This is a genomic window from Neisseria sp. P0008.S004 (genome assembly GCF_051962755.1).
Taxonomy (GTDB): Bacteria; Pseudomonadota; Gammaproteobacteria; order Burkholderiales; family Neisseriaceae; genus Neisseria; species Neisseria subflava_A.
Genome location: NZ_JBQCUZ010000002.1, coordinates 84,665 through 106,678, shown reverse-complemented (window position 1 = coordinate 106,678; position 22,014 = coordinate 84,665). Strand labels below are relative to the sequence as shown.

The 22,014-nt window shown below is 49.6% G+C and carries 14 protein-coding genes, 1 tRNA gene and 1 pseudogene; 10 read left to right on the top strand and 6 right to left on the bottom strand.

What is annotated here, in order from left to right; genetic code table 11:
* Nucleotides 1-122: 122 nt before the first annotated feature.
* From oppB to ACTHSW_RS02285, 3 genes are all read left to right on the top strand, one after another.
* Nucleotides 123-1,043 carry an oligopeptide ABC transporter permease OppB gene (oppB, locus tag ACTHSW_RS02295; protein ID WP_036472303.1) on the top strand — a complete coding sequence of 307 codons (921 nt, stop codon included), beginning with the start codon at nt 123-125 and terminating at the stop codon, nt 1,041-1,043.
* Between the two features lie 72 nt (nt 1,044-1,115).
* On the top strand, nt 1,116-2,024 hold the full coding sequence (gene oppC, locus ACTHSW_RS02290) for an oligopeptide ABC transporter permease OppC (protein ID WP_003683112.1): 909 nt from the start codon (nt 1,116-1,118) through the stop codon (nt 2,022-2,024).
* A 24-nt stretch (nt 2,025-2,048) separates the two neighbouring features.
* Complete coding sequence (locus ACTHSW_RS02285; RefSeq protein WP_070461448.1) at nt 2,049-3,653, top strand: ABC transporter ATP-binding protein; 1,605 nt, start codon at nt 2,049-2,051, stop codon at nt 3,651-3,653.
* Nucleotides 3,654-3,737: 84 nt separating this feature from the next.
* Here the strand turns inward: ACTHSW_RS02285 and ACTHSW_RS02280 are convergent, their stop codons facing one another.
* The gene (locus ACTHSW_RS02280; protein WP_070461449.1) at nt 3,738-5,015 is read right to left on the bottom strand and encodes an O-acetylhomoserine aminocarboxypropyltransferase/cysteine synthase family protein; all 1,278 of its coding nucleotides are present in this window, start codon (nt 5,013-5,015) and stop codon (nt 3,738-3,740) included.
* Nucleotides 5,016-5,209: 194 nt separating this feature from the next.
* Between ACTHSW_RS02280 and ACTHSW_RS02275 the strand changes: the two are divergent.
* Nucleotides 5,210-5,416 (top strand): annotated as a pseudogene (locus ACTHSW_RS02275) (IS30 family transposase); the annotation flags it as partial.
* Between the two features lie 245 nt (nt 5,417-5,661).
* Here ACTHSW_RS02275 and ACTHSW_RS02270 read toward each other — a convergent pair.
* Together ACTHSW_RS02270 and yaaA are read right to left on the bottom strand one after the other, a co-directional pair.
* Nucleotides 5,662-5,752: transfer RNA gene (locus tag ACTHSW_RS02270), tRNA-Ser, on the bottom strand.
* Between the two features lie 79 nt (nt 5,753-5,831).
* On the bottom strand, nt 5,832-6,611 hold the full coding sequence (yaaA, locus tag ACTHSW_RS02265) for a peroxide stress protein YaaA (RefSeq protein WP_070461517.1): 780 nt from the start codon (nt 6,609-6,611) through the stop codon (nt 5,832-5,834).
* 170 nt (nt 6,612-6,781) lie between these two features.
* Here yaaA and ACTHSW_RS02260 point away from each other — a divergent pair, with 170 nt between their 5' ends.
* The gene (locus ACTHSW_RS02260) at nt 6,782-7,171 is read left to right on the top strand and encodes a RidA family protein (RefSeq protein WP_003746001.1); all 390 of its coding nucleotides are present in this window, start codon (nt 6,782-6,784) and stop codon (nt 7,169-7,171) included.
* Nucleotides 7,172-7,240: 69 nt separating this feature from the next.
* Nucleotides 7,241-8,071, top strand: a complete 831-nt coding sequence (locus tag ACTHSW_RS02255) for a symmetrical bis(5'-nucleosyl)-tetraphosphatase (protein ID WP_070461450.1) — start codon at nt 7,241-7,243, stop codon at nt 8,069-8,071.
* A gap of 55 nt (nt 8,072-8,126) precedes the next feature.
* Here ACTHSW_RS02255 and ACTHSW_RS02250 read toward each other — a convergent pair whose 3' ends face one another.
* Complete coding sequence (locus ACTHSW_RS02250; RefSeq protein ID WP_070461451.1) at nt 8,127-9,500, bottom strand: FAD-binding oxidoreductase; 1,374 nt, start codon at nt 9,498-9,500, stop codon at nt 8,127-8,129.
* Between the two features lie 95 nt (nt 9,501-9,595).
* Nucleotides 9,596-9,871, bottom strand: a complete 276-nt coding sequence (locus ACTHSW_RS02245) for a hypothetical protein (protein ID WP_107810829.1) — start codon at nt 9,869-9,871, stop codon at nt 9,596-9,598.
* Nucleotides 9,872-10,379: 508 nt separating this feature from the next.
* On the opposite strand from ACTHSW_RS02245, the gene ACTHSW_RS02240 reads away from it, so the two are divergent.
* From ACTHSW_RS02240 to ACTHSW_RS02225, 4 genes are all read left to right on the top strand, one after another.
* Nucleotides 10,380-10,862, top strand: coding sequence for an FKBP-type peptidyl-prolyl cis-trans isomerase (locus ACTHSW_RS02240; protein ID WP_070461453.1), 483 nt, complete (start codon nt 10,380-10,382; stop codon nt 10,860-10,862).
* Nucleotides 10,863-11,079: 217 nt separating this feature from the next.
* On the top strand, nt 11,080-15,366 hold the full coding sequence (glgB, locus tag ACTHSW_RS02235) for a 1,4-alpha-glucan branching protein GlgB (protein ID WP_070461454.1): 4,287 nt from the start codon (nt 11,080-11,082) through the stop codon (nt 15,364-15,366).
* A gap of 145 nt (nt 15,367-15,511) precedes the next feature.
* Nucleotides 15,512-17,497, top strand: a complete 1,986-nt coding sequence (glgX, locus tag ACTHSW_RS02230; RefSeq protein WP_107810828.1) for a glycogen debranching protein GlgX — start codon at nt 15,512-15,514, stop codon at nt 17,495-17,497.
* A 314-nt stretch (nt 17,498-17,811) separates the two neighbouring features.
* Nucleotides 17,812-20,292, top strand: coding sequence for a glycogen/starch/alpha-glucan phosphorylase (locus ACTHSW_RS02225; protein ID WP_070461455.1), 2,481 nt, complete (start codon nt 17,812-17,814; stop codon nt 20,290-20,292).
* Nucleotides 20,293-20,420: 128 nt separating this feature from the next.
* Here the strand turns inward: ACTHSW_RS02225 and ACTHSW_RS02220 are convergent, their stop codons facing one another.
* Nucleotides 20,421-21,914: a surface lipoprotein assembly modifier gene (locus tag ACTHSW_RS02220; protein WP_070461456.1), complete on the bottom strand. Its 1,494-nt coding sequence runs from the start codon at nt 21,912-21,914 to the stop codon at nt 20,421-20,423.
* Nucleotides 21,915-22,014: the final 100 nt, after the last annotated feature.

The window sequence follows — 22,014 nt, the reverse complement described above, 5'->3', positions numbered from 1 at the left end:
GTCGGAATAGAGAGAGAAACCGGCGCGGCGACGTTACAGATGCCTGCTGCCATTCATCCGATTTCCGCTTCAGGTCAGCTTGTTTTCACGAGTCCGGTATGTTCAGACAGGACAGCCTGATTATGTTGAAATTCATCATCAAACGGATATGTGCTTCCATCCCGACCATGCTGGTGTTGATTACCGTATCTTTTTTCCTGATGCGGCTTGCACCGGGCAGCCCGTTCACAGGTGAACGCAATTTGCCGCCTGCGGTCATGGCCAACATCGAAGCCAAATACCACCTCAATGATCCGATGTACCTCCAATATTTCCACTACCTCAAGCAGTTGGCACAGGGAGATTTGGGGCCGTCGTTCAAATATAAAGATTTCAGCGTTAATGAGTTGCTTGCCCAATCCCTGCCGGTATCGGCAGAACTTGGCTTCTACGCCTTTTTGATTGCCGCCATCTTCGGTATGTTTATCGGCATCATCGCCGCCTTAAAACAAAACAGTTGGCTGGATTATTCGCTGATGAGCGGTGCGATGACTGGTATCGTCGTTCCCAGCTTTGTGATGGCGCCGGTATTGGTGTTGGTGTTTGCCGTCAGACTGCAATGGCTGCCTGCAGGCGGCTGGAACGATGGCGCACTGATGAACTTGATTTTGCCTGTCGTTACTTTGTCCATCGGTTATGTGTCCAGTATCGCGCGGATTACGCGCGGCGCGATGATCGAAGTATTGAACAGCCCCTTTATCCGCACGGCACGCGCCAAAGGCCTGCCCATGAGCCGCATCATCCTGCGCCATGCGCTGCGTCCCGCCATGCTGCCGATTGTTTCTTTCTTAGGTCCGGCATTCGTCGGCATCATTACCGGCTCCATTGTGATTGAAAACGTGTTCGGTATTCCCGGCGTCGGACAATTATTTGTCAACGGCGCGCTTAACCGTGACTACGGCATGATTTTGGGTTTGACGATTTTGGTCGGCATCATGACCATTTTGTTCAACGCCATCCTCGATATTCTGTATGCCATTATTGACCCGAAAATCCGTTATTAATCCCATTTGCGCAAAGGCCGTCTGAAATGTTCAGACGGCCTGAAGAAAGAATAAAAAGCGAGAGAGAACATTATGTTATTTAAAAAGAAGCAGACTCAGGCCCTCGCAGAGGCAGCAGAATACGCCCAAGTACACGGCAAAAGCCTGTGGAGTGACGCATGGCGGCGTTTTAAACAAAACAAAGCGGCGGTGTACAGCATTATCATCCTGTTGCTGATCAGCATTTTTGTGATTGTGGCGCCATGGATTGTCCGCTACACCTACGACTTTACCGACTGGGACAATATGCAGATTCCGCCGTCCTTTTCTACCCATCACTATCTGGGTACGGACTTGCTCGGCCGCGATTTGTTGTCGCGTGCGGCAACCGGCGGACGTATTTCCTTGCTGGTCGGTGTGGCCGGCGCATTGGTGGCTGTTGTCATCGGTACGCTTTATGGTGCGATTGCCGGCTTTATCGGCGGTAAGCTCGATTCGCTGATGATGCGCTTTTTGGAAATTTTGAACGCGTTTCCGTTTATGTTTTTCGTGATTCTGCTGACCACGTTCTTTGGCCGCAACTTGCTTTTGATTTTTGCCGCCGTGGGTTTGGTGTCTTGGTTGGACGTGGCGCGTATCGTGCGCGGTCAAACCTTGAGCTTGAAGCATAAAGAGTTTGTCGAAGCGGCGCGTGTGAGCGGCGTGGCAAAACGTAAAATCGTGACGCGCCACATTATTCCGAATGTTTTGGGCGTGGTGATGGTGTATGCCTCTTTGCTGGTGCCGGGCATGATTATGTTTGAATCTTTCTTGAGCTTCTTGGGCTTGGGCGTGCAAGAGCCGATGACCAGTTGGGGTTCGATGTTGCAAGAAGGCGCGATTTCTATGGAAGCTGCACCATGGCAGCTGCTCGTGCCGAGTTTCTTCTTGGTAACCACTTTGTTCTGTTTCAACTTTATCGGCGACGGCCTGCGCGATGCGCTCGACCCGAAAGACCGCTAAACCGCAACCAAAAGGATAATCAAAATGACAAAACAGTTACTGGTTGTAGAAAATCTGGACATCAATTTTGAATTGCATGAAAAAAACGTGCACGCCGTGCGTAATGTCAGCTTTAAAGTGGCAGAGGGCGAAACATTGGCTTTGGTCGGCGAATCCGGCTCGGGCAAGTCTGTAACATCTATGTCCGTTATGCGCCTGCTGCCTGAGAAATTTGCCCGATACAGCAAAGATTCGCGCATTACTTTTGACGGCATTTCCATTTTGGATGCCGATGAGAAAACCCTGCGTGATTTGCGCGGCAACCGCATCAGCGTGATTTTCCAAGAGCCGATGACCTCGCTCAATCCGTTTATGCGTATCGGTGCGCAACTGATTGAAGCGGCGCGTGTGCACAATAGAAAGCTCGGCAAAAAAGAAGCAGGACAAAAAGCATTGGCATTGCTGGAGCGTGTGGGCATCAAAGAAGCCGAGCGCCGCATGAAACAATATCCTCACGAGTTTTCCGGCGGTCAGCTGCAACGCATTATGATTGCCATGGCACTCATTAATGAACCTGACCTGTTGATTGCCGATGAGCCGACCACAGCTTTGGATGTGACCATTCAAGCCGAAATTCTCGATTTGCTCCACGATTTGCAACAGCAAATGGGCATGGCGATTATCTTCATTACCCACGATTTGGGTTTGGCGGAACACTATTCCAAAACCGTCTGCGTTATGCGTAACGGTGAAATTGTCGAGCGCGGCAAAATCAAAGAAGTATTTGCTCATCCGAAACACGAATATACCGCCGAACTCATCAATGCCATTCCAAAAGGCATGAAAGAGCCGGAAGAAAACAACGCCGGTGTGTTAATCGATGCCGATAATGTCAATGTTTCTTTCGTATTGAAGCAAAACTTTTTCGGAAAGCCGCTCAAAACTTTTGACGCCGTCAAAGGCATCAGCCTCAAAATTAAAGAAGGCGAAACATTGGGCGTCGTCGGCGAGTCCGGTTCCGGCAAATCCACGCTGGGCAAAGCCGTCATGCAGATGCTGCCTTATACCGGCCATATTTCCTTTGAAGGCAAAGACCTGAAAAACTATACCGCCGAAGAAGCACGCCGTCTGAAATCGCAACGGCAAATTGTGTTCCAAGATCCGTTCGGTTCGCTTTCCCCACGCCTGACCGTTGGTGAGATTATTGGCGAAGGTTTGACGGTTCATCATCCTGAAATGACCAAAAAAGAACGTATCCAACGCGTTTTGGAAGTCATGAAGGAAGTGTCCCTGCCGCTTGATGCGCTCAACCGCTATCCGCATGAATTCTCCGGTGGCCAGCGTCAGCGTATCGCTATTGCACGCGCCGTTATCCTGCGCCCGAAATTCATCCTTTTGGACGAGCCGACCTCTGCACTTGACCGCTCCGTACAATCCAAAGTGGTCGAACTTTTGCGCGACTTGCAGAAGAAATACGGCCTGACTTATATGTTCATCAGTCATGATTTGTCTGTCGTGCGCGCTGTCAGTGATAATGTGATTGTGATGAAGCAGGGCGAAATGGTTGAGTACGGCAGCGCGGATCAGATTTTCTACCATCCGCAAAACGATTACACCAAACGTTTGATTAACGCCGCATTTGATTTGTAGAAAAGGAAAAGGCCGTCTGAAAAGAAATTTTCAGACGGCCTTTTTAAGCGGAGGCTTTTTTCATCTAATTAGCGCTGCTATTGCCTATGCCTGTGCGGCATCCAATGCCTGCGCCAAGTCGGCAAGCAAATCATCGATATGCTCGATACCGACGCTCAGGCGTACCATGTCGGGGCTGACGCCTGCTGCGGCGAGTTCTGCATCGTCAAGCTGACGGTGGGTCGTTGTGGCAGGATGGGTAGCCAGCGATTTGGCATCGCCGATATTCACCAAACGCAGGAAGAGTTGCAGTGCGTCAATGAATTTCGCGCCGGCTTCACGGCCGCCTTTAATACCAAAACTCAGCAAACCTGAGGCTTTTCCGCCGTAGTCGCGGTCAATCAAAGCTTTATACGGACTGTCAGGCAGTGCAGGATAGTTCACCCATTCGACCCGCGGATGTTTCTTTAAGAATTCGGCTACTTTTAGGGCGTTTTCGCAATGACGTTCCATACGCAGGGCGAGGGTTTCCAAACCTTGAAGCAGTAAAAATGCGCTGTGCGGAGACAGGGCGGCACCGGTATTACGCAATGGGACGACGCGAGCGCGGGCAATGTAGGCGGCTGCACCAAAATGTTCGCAGTAGTTTATGCCGTGGTAAGACGGATCAGGCTGATTGAAAGTTTTTTCAAAGCGCGGATTGCCTGCCCATTGGAATTTGCCGCCGTCGATAATGGCACCGCCAATCGTTGTACCGTGACCGCCGATGTATTTGGTCAAGGATTGGATAACAATGTCGGCACCGTGCTCGATCGGGCGGAACAATGTGGGCGTAGCAACGGTGTTGTCCACCATCAGTGGCAGCCCTTGAGCGTGCGCGGCTTGTGCGAATGCTGGAATATCAACGACATTGATGGCGGGATTGCCGATAGATTCGCAATACACCAGTTTGGTGCGGCTGTCGGTATTGGCAGCAATTTCTTCGGGTTTGGCCGGATCGATAAAGCGTACTTCTATGCCTTGGCGCGGCAGGCTGTGGGCAAAGAAATTGTAAGTGCCGCCGTAGAGCGTTTTGGTTGCGATGATGTTGTCGCCTGCTTCAACCAAGGTTTGAACGGCATAGGTAATTGCCGCCATACCGCTGGCGACAGCCAATGCGGCGATACCGCCTTCCAAACGGGCAACGCGTTCTTCCAAAACGGCAGTGGTCGGATTCATCATACGGGTGTAGATATTGCCCGCTACATCAAGATTGAACAAGTCTGCGCCGTGTTGCGTGTTGTCGAAAGTGTAGGAAGTGGTTTGGTAAATGGGGACAGCAGCGGATTTGGTAGTTGGTTCGGATTGATAGCCTGCATGCAGGGCAATGGTTTCCCGTTTCATTTAAATATCCTTGTAGCGATTAAATAATGATAAATAGAGGCCAGTAGTAACGGATTTGAAGGGCAAACTTTCTATAATGGAAAAGTTTGGATGCAGCAATATACGGCCTTTCCTATAAGAAAGATTACCATGAGCGACACGCAACTGACCCAAGAAGAACGATACCACATTCAAGACCTGTCCTACCACCACACCATCATCGAATGACACCCCATCATAATGCCGTTTACCGCGACCTTCTCAAGATGAAAGCAACGGCAGTACTCTGTGGCAACATCTTGGAATATGCAGCAACCCTACTGCAAACGATACGGCGGCACATGGCTCTAAGGCAAAATGCACGATCGCGTCTGCATAGAAAACGCCCCTCCATGGTCGAGCAAAAATTCTGCATTGGTGATAGGTAGGCCGATACCCTTGACGGCAAAGATTAGAAAAGTAAATACCTTTGAAAATTCCCCCAAATTCTTAAATGTCTGGGTGGGGCTTTAGGGATTTGGGGGATTTCAAAGGTATTAGGCCGTCTGAAACTATGTTATAGAAAGTTTCAGACGGCCTTTACGGGATTCTTTGGATTTGAAAATAAAAAAGACTTGAATCATCAAGTCTCGCATTTCATTTTCACTAGATAAAAAAATATTAAGAATGGCGGAAGCGGTGAGATTCGAACTCACGGAGGGCTATCAACCCTCGACGGTTTTCAAGACCGTTGCATTAAACCGCTCTGCCACGCTTCCATTCTTGAAGCCGTAATATTAATGGAACTTACGGTCTTTATCAAGAGGTATTTTAGAAAAAATATCTAGGATTCTGTTTTTATTTGGATTGTTCTTCACGCATGAATATCCATTCGGCTTCGTTTGAAGCTGCTTCATTGAATGAATAGCCCTCGTAGTCGAAATTTTTGAGCATTTCAGGCTCGGTAATGCCGTGTTCTGCCGCGTAGCGCACCATCAAACCGCGCGCACGTTTGGCGTAGAAGCTGATGATTTTGTATTTGCCGTTTTTCTCGTCTTTGAAAATCGGTGTAATCAGGCGTGCGTTGAGTTTTTTGGTGTTGACAGATTTGAAATATTCTTGTGAGGCGAGGTTGATTAAAACGTCGCTATCGGCCTGCTTCAGCGTTTGGTTGAGTAGGTCGGTGATTTTATCGCCCCAAAATTCGTAGAGGTTTTTGCCGCGTGAGTTGGCAAAGGCTGTGCCCATTTCCAAGCGGTAGGGTTGCATCAAGTCGAGCGGGCGCAGTACGCCGTATAAGCCGGAGAGCAGGCGGACGTGTTGTTGCAGGTAGTCGATTTGTTCCGGTTTGAGCGTATTGGCGGCGATGCCTTCATAGACGTCGCCGTTGAACATAAATACGGCCTGTTTGGCGTTTTCAGGGGTAAACGGCGTGTGCCATACGGCATTGCGTTCGGCGTTGAGCAGGGCGATTTTGTCGGAAACATGCATCAGTTCGGCGATTTGTTGAGGGGCAAGCTGGCGCAACTCCTGCATCAGGATTTCTGCTTCGGGCAGAAGGTCGGGCAGGGTAAAGCTGCTGATGGGGGAGGGGTCTTTTTCGTTGAGGTTTTTGGCTGGGGATAAGACAAAAAACATAATAATTTCGGCTTTGAAATGAATAATGTGTGGGATTGTAGGTTTAAAATCGAGGAAGAACAAGACGGGAGAAACGCATTAATTGAATGCTTTTATTGAAACGTATTTCTGTTGAAAGTAAAATTCGAAGCTTCCCCCTGTTTCTGACATTTCTATTTGAGGAGAATATCATGTCTAAAACCATTATCCATACTGACAAAGCCCCTGCCGCGATTGGCGCATACAGCCAAGCAGTCCGCGCAGGCGATACGGTTTATATGAGCGGTCAGATTCCTTTGGATCCGGCTACGATGACTGTGGTCGGCAATGGCGACTTCCGCGCCGAAGCAGTGCAAGTATTTAAAAACCTGCAAGCCGTAGCCGAAGCGGCCGGCGGTTCTTTGAACGATATCGTCAAACTCAATGCTTATTTGACCGATTTGGCCAACTTTGCCGTGTTCAATGAAGTGATGGCTGAATTTATCGAACAACCTTTCCCTGCGCGCGCGGCGGTTGGCGTAGCCAGCCTGCCTAAAGGCGTTCAGGTTGAAGCGGAAGCAGTATTGGTTTTAAACGCATAATTGATGTTTCAGACGGCCTGGGCTGGGCTTGAGGCCGTCTGAAAAGAATAACAACGGAAAACAATAATAATGGCACATTACGCAATCGGAGATATTCAAGGCTGTTTTGACGAGCTGACTTTGTTGCTTGCCAAAATCGGCTTTAATCATGGTACGGACACCCTTTGGCTGGTCGGCGATATTGTCAATCGCGGCCCGAAGTCCTTGGAAACCCTGAAATTTGCCAAAGAGCATGACAGCAGTGTGCAAATGGTTTTGGGCAATCATGATTTACATCTTTTGGCAGTCGGTTGCGGTGAAGGAACGCTCAAGCGCAGTGATACGGTTGAGCCGATTTTGACCCATCCTGATAGTCATGCCATGCTTGACTGGCTGCGTCATCAACCGCTTTTGGTACGCGGCGACAGGCATGTAATGGTGCATGCCGGTATTTTGCCGCAATGGTCGGTTGATAAAGCCGAAAGCCTTGCCAGAGAAGCTGAGGCTGAATTGCAAGGTAAAAAATACAGGAAATTTTTTGGCAAAATGTACGGCAACAAGCCGACCGAGTGGACGGACGATTTGACAGGCTATGAGCGCCTACGCATGATTATCAACGTCTTTACCCGTATGCGTGCGCTGACGTACAAAGGCGAATTGGATTACGAATATAAATCCACTCTGAAAAAAATGCCGCTTTACCTGCGCCCTTGGTTTAAAGCGCCCGATAGGCAGAATTTGGATTATATTACCGTGTTCGGACATTGGTCGTCATTGGGCTACGTTAATACCGATCAGGTTATCGCTTTGGATACCGGCGCGTTGTGGGGCGGAGAGCTGACAGCGGTCAATTTGGATACCAATGAAGTGATACAGGTACCGTCCTTGGGCGGATTGGATTGGAAAACGGCATTGAAATAGTTTGGATAAGATAAAAGGCCGTCTGAAATGTTTCAGACGGCCTTTTCGTATTTTGTTAATCCAGAGAAGGCAGGAGTTTGTCCGGATTCATAATGCCATAAGGGTCGAGCTGATTTTTGATGGCATGCATCAGAACGAGTTCGGCTTGCGTACGCACACGGGGCAGCCAATGTTTCTTGATGATGCCTACGCCGTGTTCCGCGGCAATCGTACCGTGGCAGGCAAGGATGTTTTCATAAACGATGGTATTGACGGCGTCTTCGTATTGGTAGGCTTCGTTACTCAATACGTTGGGCAGGAATGTATTGTAATGCAGGCTGCCGTCGCCTAAATGTCCGAAGCAGACAATTTTTATGCCGGGAAAACGGGTTTCCAAGGCAGGGGCGCATTGGCGGACAAAGGCGGCCACTTGGGCGATAGGGACGGCGATGTCGTGTTTGATGCTGGTGCCGAGTTTGCGTTGGGAAGCGGAAATATTTTCACGCAAGGCCCATAAGTCGGAGCGCTCTTGCTCGGATTGCGCCAAAATGCTGTTTTCCCATCCGCTTTGATAGAGAAATTCGGCAAGCTTTTCATCCAGTCCCGCATCGGGAACAGAGTCTGCAAGTTCAATCAAAATATGCCATTCCGCATCGGCAGGCTTTTTGAGTTGGCTGAATTCCGAAGATAAATCGAGGGCAAAGCGGCTGATCAGCTCGAAGCTGGTCAAGCGCTCGGCAAAATGGCCTTGCACCGCAGTCAAAAGCGAGACTGCGGATTCAATATCGTCTAAACCTACCCATGCGGTCGCTTTGGTTTTGGGCTGGGCAAAGAGTTTGAGTGTGGCGGCGGTAATGATACCCAATGTTCCTTCGCTGCCGATAAAAAGATGGCGCAAGTCGTAGCCAGTCGTGTTTTTGTGCAGGGGCTGAAGGTGGGAAACCAGTTCGCCGTTTGGTAAAACGACTTCCAAACCCAATACCAAATCACGCATGCTGCCGTAACGCAAGACATTTAAACCGCCGGCATTACAGGCGATATTGCCGCCGATTTGGCAAGAGCCTTCGCTGGCAAGGCTGAGTGGAAACAGTCGTCCGGCTTCGGCTGCTGCCTTCTGAGCATTTTGCAAAATCACGCCTGCTTCAACCGTCATGCTGTTGTCCGCAAGGTTGATATCGCGGATGCGGTTGAGCTTGGAGAGGTTGAGCAGTACACCTTCGGTGGTTACCGTTGCGCCGCATAATCCGGTATTGCCGCCTTGCGGGGTTACGCGGATGCGGTTTTCAAAACAGAAACGCATGATTTTCTGCACGCTTTCGACAGAGTTCGGCTGTAAGACAATATCCGGCGAAGAAACAAAACGGCGACGTTGGTCGTTTAACAAGGCCGGAGTGGCTTCGATGATTTCAGAGGTGGAAAGAAACTCAGCAAAACGGTCGTGAAGGTGCATGGCAGTCAGGCGGAAAAGTCGGGAAAGGGAGTATGAAGAATGTAAAAAAGCAGGATACGCAATGGTATCCTGCTTTTCTTATATTCAAAAGAATATTATTTAGCAGCTTCAGAAGCAGCAGAAGCAGCGGCTTCAGTAGCAGAAGCAGCAGCTTCGGTAGCAGAAGCAGCGGCTTCAGTAGCAGAAGCAGCAGCTTCAGTAGCAGCAGCTTCGGTAGCAGAAGCAGCAGAAGCAGCAGCTTCAGTAGCAGATGCAGCGGCTTCAGAAGCAGCAGAAGCGGCAGAAGCAGCAGTTTCAGCAGCTTTATCAGCACCGCCACAAGCGGCCAAAGCTAAAGACAACAAAGCAGCAGCGAACAGAGATTTTTTCATTTTTAAGAACCTTTTTTAAATCGATTTAAACTAAAAATAGCCGTCAAACGGCCTGTACAGTAGAAATTCATTGCTGAATTTTTCGTTATTATGCCCCACGGGATTGGTCAATGCAACGTTGCTTAACCGTTTGCATACTAAAATCAATACAAAATTAGCGAAAATAATGTAAATCAGGGGAGTAGGTAAAAAATAATCTAAAAATATTCATAATTAATGAAAATTTTAAAAATCATTTGTATTCAATAGCTTGATTATTTTTAACTGTTGTTGGATTTAAGGGTTTGGAATGTTTTTGCGTTTGGGGATTTTTTTGTAATTTAGCAACTTTGTGTTGTGAAAAAGCAACTTTTATGGATTGGAATCATTCAATTTTGTTTTTTATATGGACTTTTTCGGTTTTGTTGTGTTCACCAAAAGTATTTGTTTAAGGTAAACCGATTGTTTAGTTACAGCTGTGATAGAATAGCCTGAACTTGACTTTTAAATATTGATTAAGGATGACATGATGTCTATTGTTAAAAATTCCGTAGTTTCCCTGCATTATGAAATGTACGATGCAAACAACCAGTTGTTGGACAAAACCGAAGAGCCGATTGCTTACCTGCATGGCGGTTATGACGGTATTTTCCCTTTAGTGGAAGAAGCGTTGCACGGCAAAAATGTAGGCGATACCGTTGAAGTGGCTTTGTCCCCTGAGGATGCTTTCGGCGAACAAGATCCTGAGCTGGTACGCATTGAAGATGTAAGTGTATTCCCTGTTGAAGTTGAAGTTGGCATGATGTTTGAAGCCGATGATCCGGAAACAGGCGATGTATTGATTTATCGTGTAACCGATGTTGCCGATGGTAAAGCCGTAGTAGACGGCAACCATCCTTTGGCCGGTATGAAAGTATTGTTCAAAGCGACCGTTGAAGGTGTGCGCGATGCGACTGAGGAAGAAATTGCCCACGGCCACGTACATGGCCCGCACGGTCATCACCACCACTAATCAGGCTTGAAACATGATAAAGGCCGTCTGAAAAGGAACGAAACCTTCCTTTTCAGACGGCCTTTAAGTTTTTACAAGACAGATAAATAGGAAATTTTGGCGCAGGTCAAATCAAACAGGGAAATATGGATTTTGTTAGAGACTACAATGAATTACATATAACGGTGCGACAAAATCTGTATTAAGATTCAGATATTGGTAAAACAGGCAGAATGCAATGAGTGAGACATTGGAGCAGCAGGCTCTAGAGGCCGGTATTGATTTAGGCTACCACGACATCAACGGTACATATCATGCGACCAAACCTGAAGTTTTGGAATCGATTGTCGCTGTTTTAGACAAAAGCAAACCGGATTTAGACGGCCTTTATCTGGATACGATGGTCGCGCATGAAAACGGCGAAGAATCTTTACAGATACCGTCTGAATTTCATGGTGCGGAAGCGGTCGTATTGATTGATGAGGCGGATGAGTACCAGACCTTGACTTTATATCCGGGCGACAACGATACGCTTTGGATTAAGCTGCCCCAACTGGCTTGCGGTTATTACATATTGTCGGCCGAGACCGGCGGTAAATGTTGTCTTGTACGCCTGATTGTTGCGCCTGAATCGGTTTACCAACCCAAACTGCTTGCCAATGGCGGTCGGATGAATGGTTTGACCATGCATTTGTACAGCCTGCGTTCCGAGCGCAACTGGGGCATAGGCGACTTTACCGATTTGCTGAACCTGATGAAATATGCGGCTGAGAAAAAGCTGGATTTCGTCGGTATCAACCCTTTGCACGCCTTGTTTACCAGCAAGCCTGCCTTTGCCAGCCCGTATAGCCCTTCTTCGCGCGAATGGCTCAATCCGATTTATTTGGATGTTGAGAAGGTCGGTGCGTTTACTTATAACGAACAACTGAAAAACTGGCTGGCACAACCGAAAATCCGTCAGCGCATCGCTGCTTTGCGTATCACGGAAACGGTGACTTATACGGCGGTTTGGGCATGCAAGCGTGATGCGCTGCACATGGCGTTTAACGCGTTTGAACAGGATACTTGCGAAGCTGCGGCAAATGAACGCGCTGCATTTGAAGCATTTGTTGCGGACAAAGGCGAGGCTTTGCAGGGCTTCGGTTTGTTTGAGGCTTTGGACCAGTATTACAGCCGTCCCGGACAAGTGGGTTGGCAGTCATGGCCGTCTGAATTTCATCAACCTGATGGCGAAGCCGTAGAAAAATTTGCGCGCAGTCATGAGCGGGAAATCCGTTTTTATATGTGGCTGCAATGGCTTTGCGCGGAGCAATTGCAAGAAGTCAACCAAGCCGCTGCCGAATACGGTGTCAAACTCGGCATTTACGGCGATTTAGCGGTCGGCGTGGCGCGAGGTAGCGCGGATACTTGGTTAAACCGTCAAGATTATTGTATGGACGTATCGGTCGGTGCGCCGCCCGATCCTTTAGGGCCGACAGGGCAGAATTGGAATTTGCCGCCGCTTAATCCGTCGATGTTGAAGCATACGGGCTATGAGAAGTTTGCCCATTTGTTGCGCGAAAACATGCGCCTGTATGGCGTGTTGCGGATTGACCATGTGATGGCATTGTGTCGTTTGTGGTGGGTTTTAAACGATAAAACAGCAGATTTCGGCGCATATGTGCATTACGATGCCGAAGTGATGTTTGCTATTTTGGCATTGGAAAGCCAGCGCAACCGTTGCGTCATCATCGGCGAGGATTTGGGTACGGTACCCGATCAAGCGCGTTATCTGCTCAACCGCTATCAGGTGTTCTCCTACAAAGTGATGTATTTCAGCAAGGGCTGGAACGGTTTTCAGTTACCTGAAGAATACCCCGAGCAGGCGATTACGGTCATCAGCACCCACGATGTCGCGCCGCTGGCAGGCTATTGGACAGGCAAAGATTTGGATACGATGTTCAAACTCGGTACTTTGCCTGATGCAGCCGCTTTTCAGACGGCCTTGGACGAGCGCGAACACGATAAAGCCGATTTGCTGGATAAATTGAAAGAAACCGGCTGTCTGGGTGCGGACGTACAAATGCCGGCAAAGGCCGATGAAACCTTGCTGGCGGCTTTGCATAAATACGGCGCATTGAGCCGCAGCAAGCTTTACGCCGTACAACTGGAAAACCTGCTGGGCGTCATTGACAATCTGAATGTCCCGGGTGTAACCGAAGGCTATCCGAACTGGGCACAAAAAATGCCGGTTTCTTTGGAAGATTTCCTACAACACCGCCTCATGGGCGGCCAACTTGCCATTATTGACGAGGTACGCATGAAAACAAACAGCCAAATCAAGGCTTATCATGAACTTGACCAAATCGAGCGCGATACGGTCGAAAGCCTGTTTCTTGCCACCCACAGCGATTTGTTCGCTTATTTGGGACGACACAGCCTTGCAGAGGGCGATGAAGTGGTGCGCGTTTTGATTCCCGGCGTAGTAAGCGTGGATATCGTGAACCGCCGCAGCGGCGAACTCATCGTGCCGTCTGAAAAAATTGATGAACGCGGTTTCTTTGTGGCCGTTTTGCCCGATGATGCGCCCGATTACGCTTTGCGTATCCGTTACACCGAAGACACCGAGCCAGTGATTGAAGAAGACCCTTATCATTTCGGCTCTGCGTTGCAAGATATGGATTCCTGGCTGTTGGCCGAAGGCAAGCACCTGCGTCCTTATGAGGCTTTAGGCGCGCATTTTGCCGAGTTGGACGGCGTGAAGGGCGTACGTTTTGCCGTATGGGCGCCAAATGCGCAACGCGTTTCCGTTATCGGCGAATTTAATAACTGGGATGGCCGCCGCCATGTGATGCGTTTCCACCGCGACAACGGCATTTGGGCCATCTTTATTCCTGCCGTCAAACTCAATGCCCTCTACAAATTTGAAATCCGCGATGCCAACGGCGATGTGCGCGAAAAAGCCGACCCGTATGCCTTCGGTGCGGAACTGCGCCCGACCACGGCATCTATCGTGCGCGGTTTGCCTGACGAAGTGGAAGAACCGGCTTTCCGCGCTCGCGCCAATGCCATTGATGCGCCCATCAGCATTTATGAAGTGCATTTGGGTTCGTGGAAACGCAATCCGGAAAACAATTTCTGGCTGACTTATGAAGAGCTGGCCAAAGAACTGGTGGCATACGTCAAAGACATGGGCTTTACCCATATCGAGTTTTTGCCTGTTTCCGAATATCCGTTTGACGGCTCATGGGGCTATCAGGCAACCGGTTTGTATGCGCCGACCAGCCGTTTCGGTTCGCCGGAAGAATTGCGCGCATTGATTAAAGCCGCACACGACGAGGGTATCAGCGTTATCCTCGACTGGGTAGTCGGCCATTTCCCAACCGACGACCACGGCCTGGCCAAGTTTGACGGCACTGCGCTGTACGAACACGCCGACCCGCGCGAAGGCTACCACCAAGACTGGAACACCCTAATTTACAACTTTGGCAGAAACGAAGTGAAAAACTTCCTGCAAGGCAACGCCCTGTATTGGATAGAACGTTTCGGCTTTGACGGTATCCGCGTTGACGCGGTTGCTTCCATGATTTACCGCAACTACTCGCGTAAAGACGGCGAGTGGATTCCGAACCAATACGGCGGCCATGAAAACCTCGAAGCCATCGCTTTCCTGCGTGATACCAACACCATGTTGAAAGAGGAAGTTCCGGCTGCGACTGAAATCGCCGAAGAATCTACTTCGTTCGCCAACGTCACCCGTCAAGAAGGTTTGAATTTCAGCTTCAAATGGAATATGGGCTGGATGAACGATACCTTGCGTTACATGATGGAAGACCCCATCAACCGCAAATATCACCACAACAAAATGACTTTCGGCATGATGTACCAGTACAGCGAGAACTTCGTCCTGCCGCTTTCTCATGACGAAGTCGTACATGGCAAACGCTCGCTACTCGGACGTATGCCCGGCGACTGCTGGCAACAATTTGCCAACCTGCGCGCCTACTACGGCTTTATGTACGGCTTCCCCGGCAAAAAACTCTTGTTTATGGGCAGCGAGTTTGCGCAAGGCCGCGAGTGGAACTACAACGAAGGACTGGATTGGTTCTTGCTGGAGCAAGAGGGCGGCTGGCACAAAGGCGTACAAGACTTCGTGCGCGAATTGAACCATGTCTATAAAGACAACGCGCCGCTTTACCAATTAGACCAATGGCCTGAAGGCTTTGAGTGGCTGGTTGCCGATGACGGCGACAATTCCGTATTCGTTTTCGAGCGCCGCGACCGTGAAGGCAACCGCGTTATCGTCATCAGCAACTTCACGCCTGTAGTGCGCGAAGGCTACCGTTTTGGTGTGAATTCTGCCGGCGAATACCGCGAAATCCTCAATTCAGACGACCTGCATTACAAAGGCAGCGGCGTTTCTGCCGGCGCAATGGTGGAGACAGAAGAAGTTTGGTCGCATGGCAAACCAAACTCCCTGTCTGTTACCGTACCGCCGTTGGCAACCGTGTACCTGTATCAGGCGGCAGTCAAAGACGAAGCGTAAATCAACTTTGAGGGTGGGCATCATGTCTGCCTAATCAGCTGAAAATTAAAAGATAGTGATATCAATATGATTCAAGGCCGTCTGAAAGATTTTCAGACGGCCTTATATTGGACACGAAACCAAATACATACCAAGGAATCATTCTATGACTGCCAAATCATGGCATATCGAGGAAGGCAAGCCTTATCCCATGGGCGCGACCCTGACGAGCAAGGGCGCGAATTTCACCTTGTTTTCCATCAATGCCGAAAAGGTCGAATTGTGTCTGTTTGATAAGGATAAAGAAACCCGTTTGGAGATGCCTTCGCGGCGCGGTTCGGTATTTTACGGATTTGTGCCAGACGTTAAGGCAGGGCAGCGATACGGTTTTCGCGTGTATGGACGTGAAAACGCAGAATACGGCTCATGTTTTAATCCCAACAAATTGCTGATTGACCCGTATTCCAAAAAAATTGACGGCAAACCAAGCTACCGTACCGCTGAAGAAATGGCATGGTTCAGGCCGGAAGATGAACGCGACAATGCCGCCGTTGCGCCGAAAAGCGTCGTGGTCGGACGCAGCCGATTTAATTGGGCCAAAGATTGCCGTCCGGAAATACCGTGGGGCAAAACCGTTATTTATGAAGCCCATGTCAAAGGGTTGACCAAGCAGTTCCCCGATTTGAAATATGCAGGCACTTATAAAGCCTTGAGTGATAAACGGGTTTTGGCCTATCTTCAAGAGTTGGGGGTAACGACGGTCGAGCTGCTGCCGATTCATTATCATCTGGACGAATACCATCTTCAGCAGATGGGCTTGAGCAATTATTGGGGCTACAACACTTATTCTCATTTTGCCGTCGAGCCGTCTTATGCCGACAATCCCGAGTGTGCGGCGGCGGAGTTTAAACAAGCGGTCAAAGCCTTGCATCAGGCTGGTTTGGAAGTGATTTTGGATGTCGTGTACAACCACACGGCAGAGCAGGATGATAAAGGCCCGATGCTGTGTCAGCGCGGTATCGACAACACCTTATGGTATTGGCACACCCCTTACGGCAATTATGAAAACTGGTCGGGTTGCGGCAATACGCTCAATATTGTCCGGCGCGACGTTACCCGTTGGGCGGCAGACAGCCTGCGCTATTGGGCGGAAGAGTTTCATATCGACGGCTTCCGTTTCGATTTGGGAACCGTATTGGGACGCGAGCCTGATTTCCAATCGTACGGCCGTTTTTTCCAAGTCCTGTATCAAGACCCGGTTTTGGCTGGTTTGAAGCTAATTGTCGAAGCATGGGACATCGGCGAGGGCGGCTATCACTTGGGCAATTTCCCACAACCTTTTGCCGAATGGAACGGCCGTTTCCGTGATGATATGCGCGCGTTTTGGTCATGGGAAAGCGGCAATTTGGGCGCATTTGCCGAACGCTTGGCCGGGTCGTCCGATATTTTCAACCACAGCGGCCGTCACCCGTCTGCCAGCATCAACTTCATCACTGCACACGACGGCTTCACTCTGCGCGATTTGGTCAGCTACAACGAAAAACACAACGAAGCCAACGGCGAAAACAACCGCGACGGGCATAATGAAAACATCAGCTTCAACCACGGCGTAGAAGGCGAAACCGATGATGAAGAGGTTTTGCTCAACCGCGAATACACTTCCAAAGCGCTGCTTGCCTCCTTGTTTTTATCCAACGGTACGCCCATGCTTTTAGCCGGCGATGAGTTCGGCAACAGTCAGCAAGGCAACAACAACAGCTACTGCCAAGATAATCCGATTACATGGTTGGATTGGCAAAATGAGCCTCATGAGTTGCAAAATTACACTCAAGAACTGATACGCGTCCGCAGCCAAATCAAGCTGCTGACAGATGATTGCTGGTGGGAAAAAGAGCGTGTGCAATGGCTTAATGCCGACGGCAGCCCAATGACGGAATATTGTTGGCACAACAGGGGCAGCAAGGCGATTCAGGTTGTTTTGGACGATGAATGGCTGCTGTTGGTCAATGCCAAACGTAGTCGTCAGTTATTTAACCTGCCTCAAGGCAATTGGGAAATTTCTTGCGTACCATCTGAGAAATTTAATTACGAAGAGGCTGGGAAATGTGTTGTCGAACACATGGGGATTTGGGTTTTACATAAAACGAATTAAATGAAAACCAAGCCGTTATATTATTAACTCTTTGATATTTTGTTGGTATTTGTTTATTTTTGGCTTGGTGGTATAAATTGAAAATGCCGATAAGATGATAAATGGTTTAATTGTTAATTAAATGTTTTATAAAGAAAAATATATCTTTTTTTTAAATCTTTCCGCTATAATCTCCTTAGTTTGTAACAAATCTACGCACCATTCCTTTCAGACGGCCTGTTGCTGTTGTCAGGCCGTCTGAAAACCGAGTTTCGTTGTTTTTAATAAAACCATCAGGCGCGTTGTCCAGTGCCTCACGCTAGAGAAAGGCTTCCATGGCTAAGAAAAAACTCCCCATCTCCGGTTACGATTATGTAATGCCTAAACCGGACGCCGAAACCATCCGTAAATCCATCGTTTACAAGCTGATTTTCATCTTGGGCGTAGATCCGAAGGAGGCAACTTCACACCAATGGCTCAACGCCGCCATGCTTGCCGCGCGTGACCTGATTGCGGAAGATTTCCTCAAAACACGCCGCGCCCACATCGACAACAGCAAACGCATGGTTTATTACCTGTCTATGGAATTCCTGCTCGGCCGTTCGTTTGTCAACGCGCTGATTAACGAAGGCGTTTACGCCGAATTTGAAGAAGCCTTCAAGCAACTGGGCAAAGAATTTGCCGATGTCTGCGAACAAGAAGAAGATCCAGGTTTAGGTAACGGCGGTTTGGGCCGTCTTGCCGCCTGCTTCCTCGACTCTTTGGCAACCCTGCGCATTCCGGCCATGGGCTACGGCATCCGTTACCAATACGGTATGTTCAAACAAGAAATCGTGGATGGACAACAAGTTGAAAAACCCGATTTGTGGCTCGACCAAGATTTGGCATGGCAATTTGCCCGTCCGAACAAACAATATTCCGTCCGTTTCGGCGGTCAAGTATTGAACTTGGGCGACAAAAAAGAATGGCAGCCGAGCGAAGAAATTTCCGCTTGGGCATACGATGAAATCATTCCGGGCTATGGCGGCGAATGTGCCAACCCATTGCGCTTGTGGACCGCACACGCAGGCAACCTGTTTGACCTTGCCGACTTCAACCGAGGCGACTATGCCTCTGCCGTTCGCGCACAAAACAGCGATGAAAACATCTCACGCGTCCTGTATCCGAACGACTCTACCGATTCCGGCCGCGAATTGCGCCTGAAGCAAGAATACTTCTTGGTTTCCGCTTCCGTTCAAGACATCGTTGCACGTCACAAATGCCGTTTCCCAAGCATCCGCACTTTGGCGGACGAAGTCGCCATCCATTTGAACGACACCCATCCGGTGCTCGCTATTCCAGAATTGATGCGCATCCTGATTGACGAAGAAGGCATTGCGTGGACCGAAGCATGGAATATGTGCTGTAAGATTTTCTCTTACACCAACCACACACTGATGAGCGAAGCCTTGGAAACTTGGCCGGTCGATTTGATGGGCTGTCTGCTGCCACGCCACTTGGACATCATCTTTGAAATCAACGCCTACTTCCTCAATGCCTTACGCGCCATCGGTAACTTCGACGACGACTTTGTCCGTCGCGTATCCATCATCGACGAAACCCACGGCCGTCGCGTCCGCATGGCATGGCTTGCCGTGATCGGTTCGCACAAAGTCAACGGCGTGGCCAAAATCCACTCCGATTTGATGACCACATCCATCTTTGCCGACTTCGCCAAAGTATTCCCAGAACGCTTTACCAATGTAACCAACGGCGTAACCCCGCGCCGCTGGATTAACATCGCCAACCCGGGCTTGACCAAATTCTTGGACAAACATCTGGGCGACGAAGACTGGCGTCTGCATTTGGACAACCTGACCAAGCTCAACGATAAAGTGGACGATGCTTCCGTACAGGCAGAATTCGGTGAAGTGAAAAAAGCCGCCAAAGAGCGCCTTGCTAAATACATCGAAACCGAGCTGGGCATCAAAGTTAATACCGATGCACTTTTCGACATCCAAATCAAACGTATCCACGAGTACAAACGTCAAGCATTGAACGTGATGCACATCGTCGACCGCTACAACAAAATCCTGGAAAACCCGGATTTCGATTGGCAGCCGCGCGTGTTCATCTTTGCCGGTAAAGCCGCTTCCGCCTATTACATGGCGAAGAAAATCATCCGATTGATTAACGACGTTGCCAAAGTCATCAATAACGACACCCGTATCCGCGACCTGATTAAAGTCGTTTACATCCCGAACTACAGCGTCAGCCTTGCCCAAATCATCATTCCTGCTGCCGATTTGCACGAACAAATCTCACTGGCAGGTACAGAAGCATCCGGTACCAGCAACATGAAATTTGCCCTCAACGGCGCAATCTGCATGGGTACGCTGGACGGCGCGAACGTTGAGATTTTGGAAAAAGTCGGCGCGGACAACTGCTATATCTTCGGTAACACCGTAGAACAAGTCGAAGAAATCCGCCGCAACGGTTACGACCCGTTGAGCTATATCGAGCGAGACAGCGACCTGCGCCGCGTCGTCAACCAAATCAGCCAAGGCACTTTCTCTCCGGAAGAGCCAAACCGCTACAACGACGTGTTGCAACCATACGGCGACTTCTATCAGCTGATGGCGGATTTCCGCAGCTACATCGATACGCAATACAAAGCGGACGAACACTACCGCAACGTATCCGCATGGCGCAAATCAGCCTTGATCAACATCGCCAACATGGGCTTCTTCTCATCCGACCGCTCCATCGCCGACTACTGCCGCGATATTTGGTACATCAAACCATTGAGCGAAAAAGAATTGCCCGGCAAAAATTAAGCGTTGAGCAGATAGCGAAAGCCGATACATCGGGAAGGTGTATCGGCTTTTTTCAGACGGCATGATATAGAAACGAGTAAAACAGTATGGTTGTATCGCTGTTTTAGGGTATTGCTAAATGACTCAATTTAAAATCGGTATTTAAAATTTAGTAGCCATTCATTCTGACGGTAGCGGTAATGTGCTGTATTGCTATGGGAGATTGAGCGTCTAAAACGAAATTCAGGATACACACCTTTAAGGTTCCACTGCGGAAAGCCTACAGCGGCTATCATGATGTATTGATTGTCGCGCCGCCGTCTGTTGTCGCTGACAAAACTTGCAGCGTCATAAAGACTGCGGCGATGGAGCAGAATGGCGTTGAGATAAGTACCGCTTGAAAAAAAACTATATGCGCCCAGCCGTGTTGCATATTCCTTGCTGGAAGAAGATTTTTCGGGATAGGCTTTGCGTGTTGCATCAAAATTGGCGAACAGACCGCTTTGGGGTGTGAGAGAAAATTCTGCCCCTACGCCCAGTTCGTATTGCTTATAGTCGGCAAAATAATCTTTGTTTTGCCCACTGTATCCGGTCTTTTTTGCTCCGGCATGTGAGTTAATGCGCCAGCGAGGGGAGAGTGTGCGTGACCAGTCAACATCCGCGCCCCATGCGCGGTAGTGGGTGTGGCGGTTGCGGAAGTCGTATTCGAAATAGGGCAGCAGGGAAAAGGAGGAGCGTGCGTCGGCATAGGCGTATCCCGCGTACAGCGAACCGTTGTGATAGCCGTAATCCGGCATGGCCGCCGAATCTTTGTCTTTTTCCGTGTAGCGGTTGCCGTACAGCACACTGCGCACCTGTACACCGTGATGCCCTTTGAGCGGGACGGTTTTTTCGGCGGTCGCGCTATAGGATAAGAAGGTCGAATCCGTTGGCGCAGGCAGGGTGCGCTCCATCAGGCACATGCCCGCGATTTCCCACACGCATTGGTTGATGCCGTTGCCTTGGTTTACATTGCTGTTGTAGCCGTAGCCTAGACCGATTTGGCCGTGCCAGCGGCGGCGTTTGCCCAGTTCGGACAGGTAGTTTTCCACGATGGGGCGGGTTTCAGCAGGAATATCTGTTTTCAGAACTTTTTCAAATGCGGCGGCGGACTCTTTGTTTTGGTTGTCTTCGGCATAAAACCGCCCCGCTTCGAGCAGCAGGCGGGGGTTGTCGGGTTCGGCTTCCAAGGCCGTCTGAAAACTGTTCTCCGCCGCGCGAGAATCCCCTTCGGCCCGTTTTTGCAGTGCATCGGCCAAATAAATCAGCGCAGGTTTGTGCTGCGGCAGTTTGGCGTAGCGGGCGGCAAACTGTCGCACCTTGTACCACTGCCGCGCGTTGAGGGCGTGGTAAATCGCACTTTCCAGTTCTTCCGCCGTATCGCCGACTTGGTAGATTTCACCATCTATCGAAATATAGCCGTCGTTTTCTTCCACTTTCTCGCGGGCCTGTTCCGTGTCCAGCCAGTCACTTTCTCGATATTGCTGCGTTTGGCGGCTGCCCTCGTCCAGCAGGCGGCGGCGTTCGTCTGCGGCATCGTCGGACGGGGCGGCAAAGCAGACCGTACAGAGCGGCAGGAAAAGCAGGCAGAGGCGGTGGGTCATGTGATGGGGTCCTTTGGGGCGGGGAGGCCGTCTGAAAGAAGTAAAAAACAGAAATTCCGCAAGGCAATACAGGTTTGTACGGCACTTCGGAAACAGGTCA

What these genes read in the sequence shown, in the direction of transcription:
- oppB (WP_036472303.1), top strand. Translation starts at nt 123, where the DNA reads ATGTTGAAATTCATCATCAAACGGATATGTGCTTCCATCCCGACCATG.
- oppC (WP_003683112.1), top strand. Translation starts at nt 1,116, where the DNA reads ATGTTATTTAAAAAGAAGCAGACTCAGGCCCTCGCAGAGGCAGCAGAA.
- ACTHSW_RS02285 (WP_070461448.1), top strand. Translation starts at nt 2,049, where the DNA reads ATGACAAAACAGTTACTGGTTGTAGAAAATCTGGACATCAATTTTGAA.
- ACTHSW_RS02280 (WP_070461449.1), bottom strand. Translation starts at nt 5,015, where the DNA reads ATGAAACGGGAAACCATTGCCCTGCATGCAGGCTATCAATCCGAACCA.
- yaaA (WP_070461517.1), bottom strand. Translation starts at nt 6,611, where the DNA reads ATGTTTTTTGTCTTATCCCCAGCCAAAAACCTCAACGAAAAAGACCCC.
- ACTHSW_RS02260 (WP_003746001.1), top strand. Translation starts at nt 6,782, where the DNA reads ATGTCTAAAACCATTATCCATACTGACAAAGCCCCTGCCGCGATTGGC.
- ACTHSW_RS02255 (WP_070461450.1), top strand. Translation starts at nt 7,241, where the DNA reads ATGGCACATTACGCAATCGGAGATATTCAAGGCTGTTTTGACGAGCTG.
- ACTHSW_RS02250 (WP_070461451.1), bottom strand. Translation starts at nt 9,500, where the DNA reads ATGCACCTTCACGACCGTTTTGCTGAGTTTCTTTCCACCTCTGAAATC.
- ACTHSW_RS02245 (WP_107810829.1), bottom strand. Translation starts at nt 9,871, where the DNA reads ATGAAAAAATCTCTGTTCGCTGCTGCTTTGTTGTCTTTAGCTTTGGCC.
- ACTHSW_RS02240 (WP_070461453.1), top strand. Translation starts at nt 10,380, where the DNA reads ATGTCTATTGTTAAAAATTCCGTAGTTTCCCTGCATTATGAAATGTAC.
- glgB (WP_070461454.1), top strand. Translation starts at nt 11,080, where the DNA reads ATGAGTGAGACATTGGAGCAGCAGGCTCTAGAGGCCGGTATTGATTTA.
- glgX (WP_107810828.1), top strand. Translation starts at nt 15,512, where the DNA reads ATGACTGCCAAATCATGGCATATCGAGGAAGGCAAGCCTTATCCCATG.
- ACTHSW_RS02225 (WP_070461455.1), top strand. Translation starts at nt 17,812, where the DNA reads ATGGCTAAGAAAAAACTCCCCATCTCCGGTTACGATTATGTAATGCCT.
- ACTHSW_RS02220 (WP_070461456.1), bottom strand. Translation starts at nt 21,914, where the DNA reads ATGACCCACCGCCTCTGCCTGCTTTTCCTGCCGCTCTGTACGGTCTGC.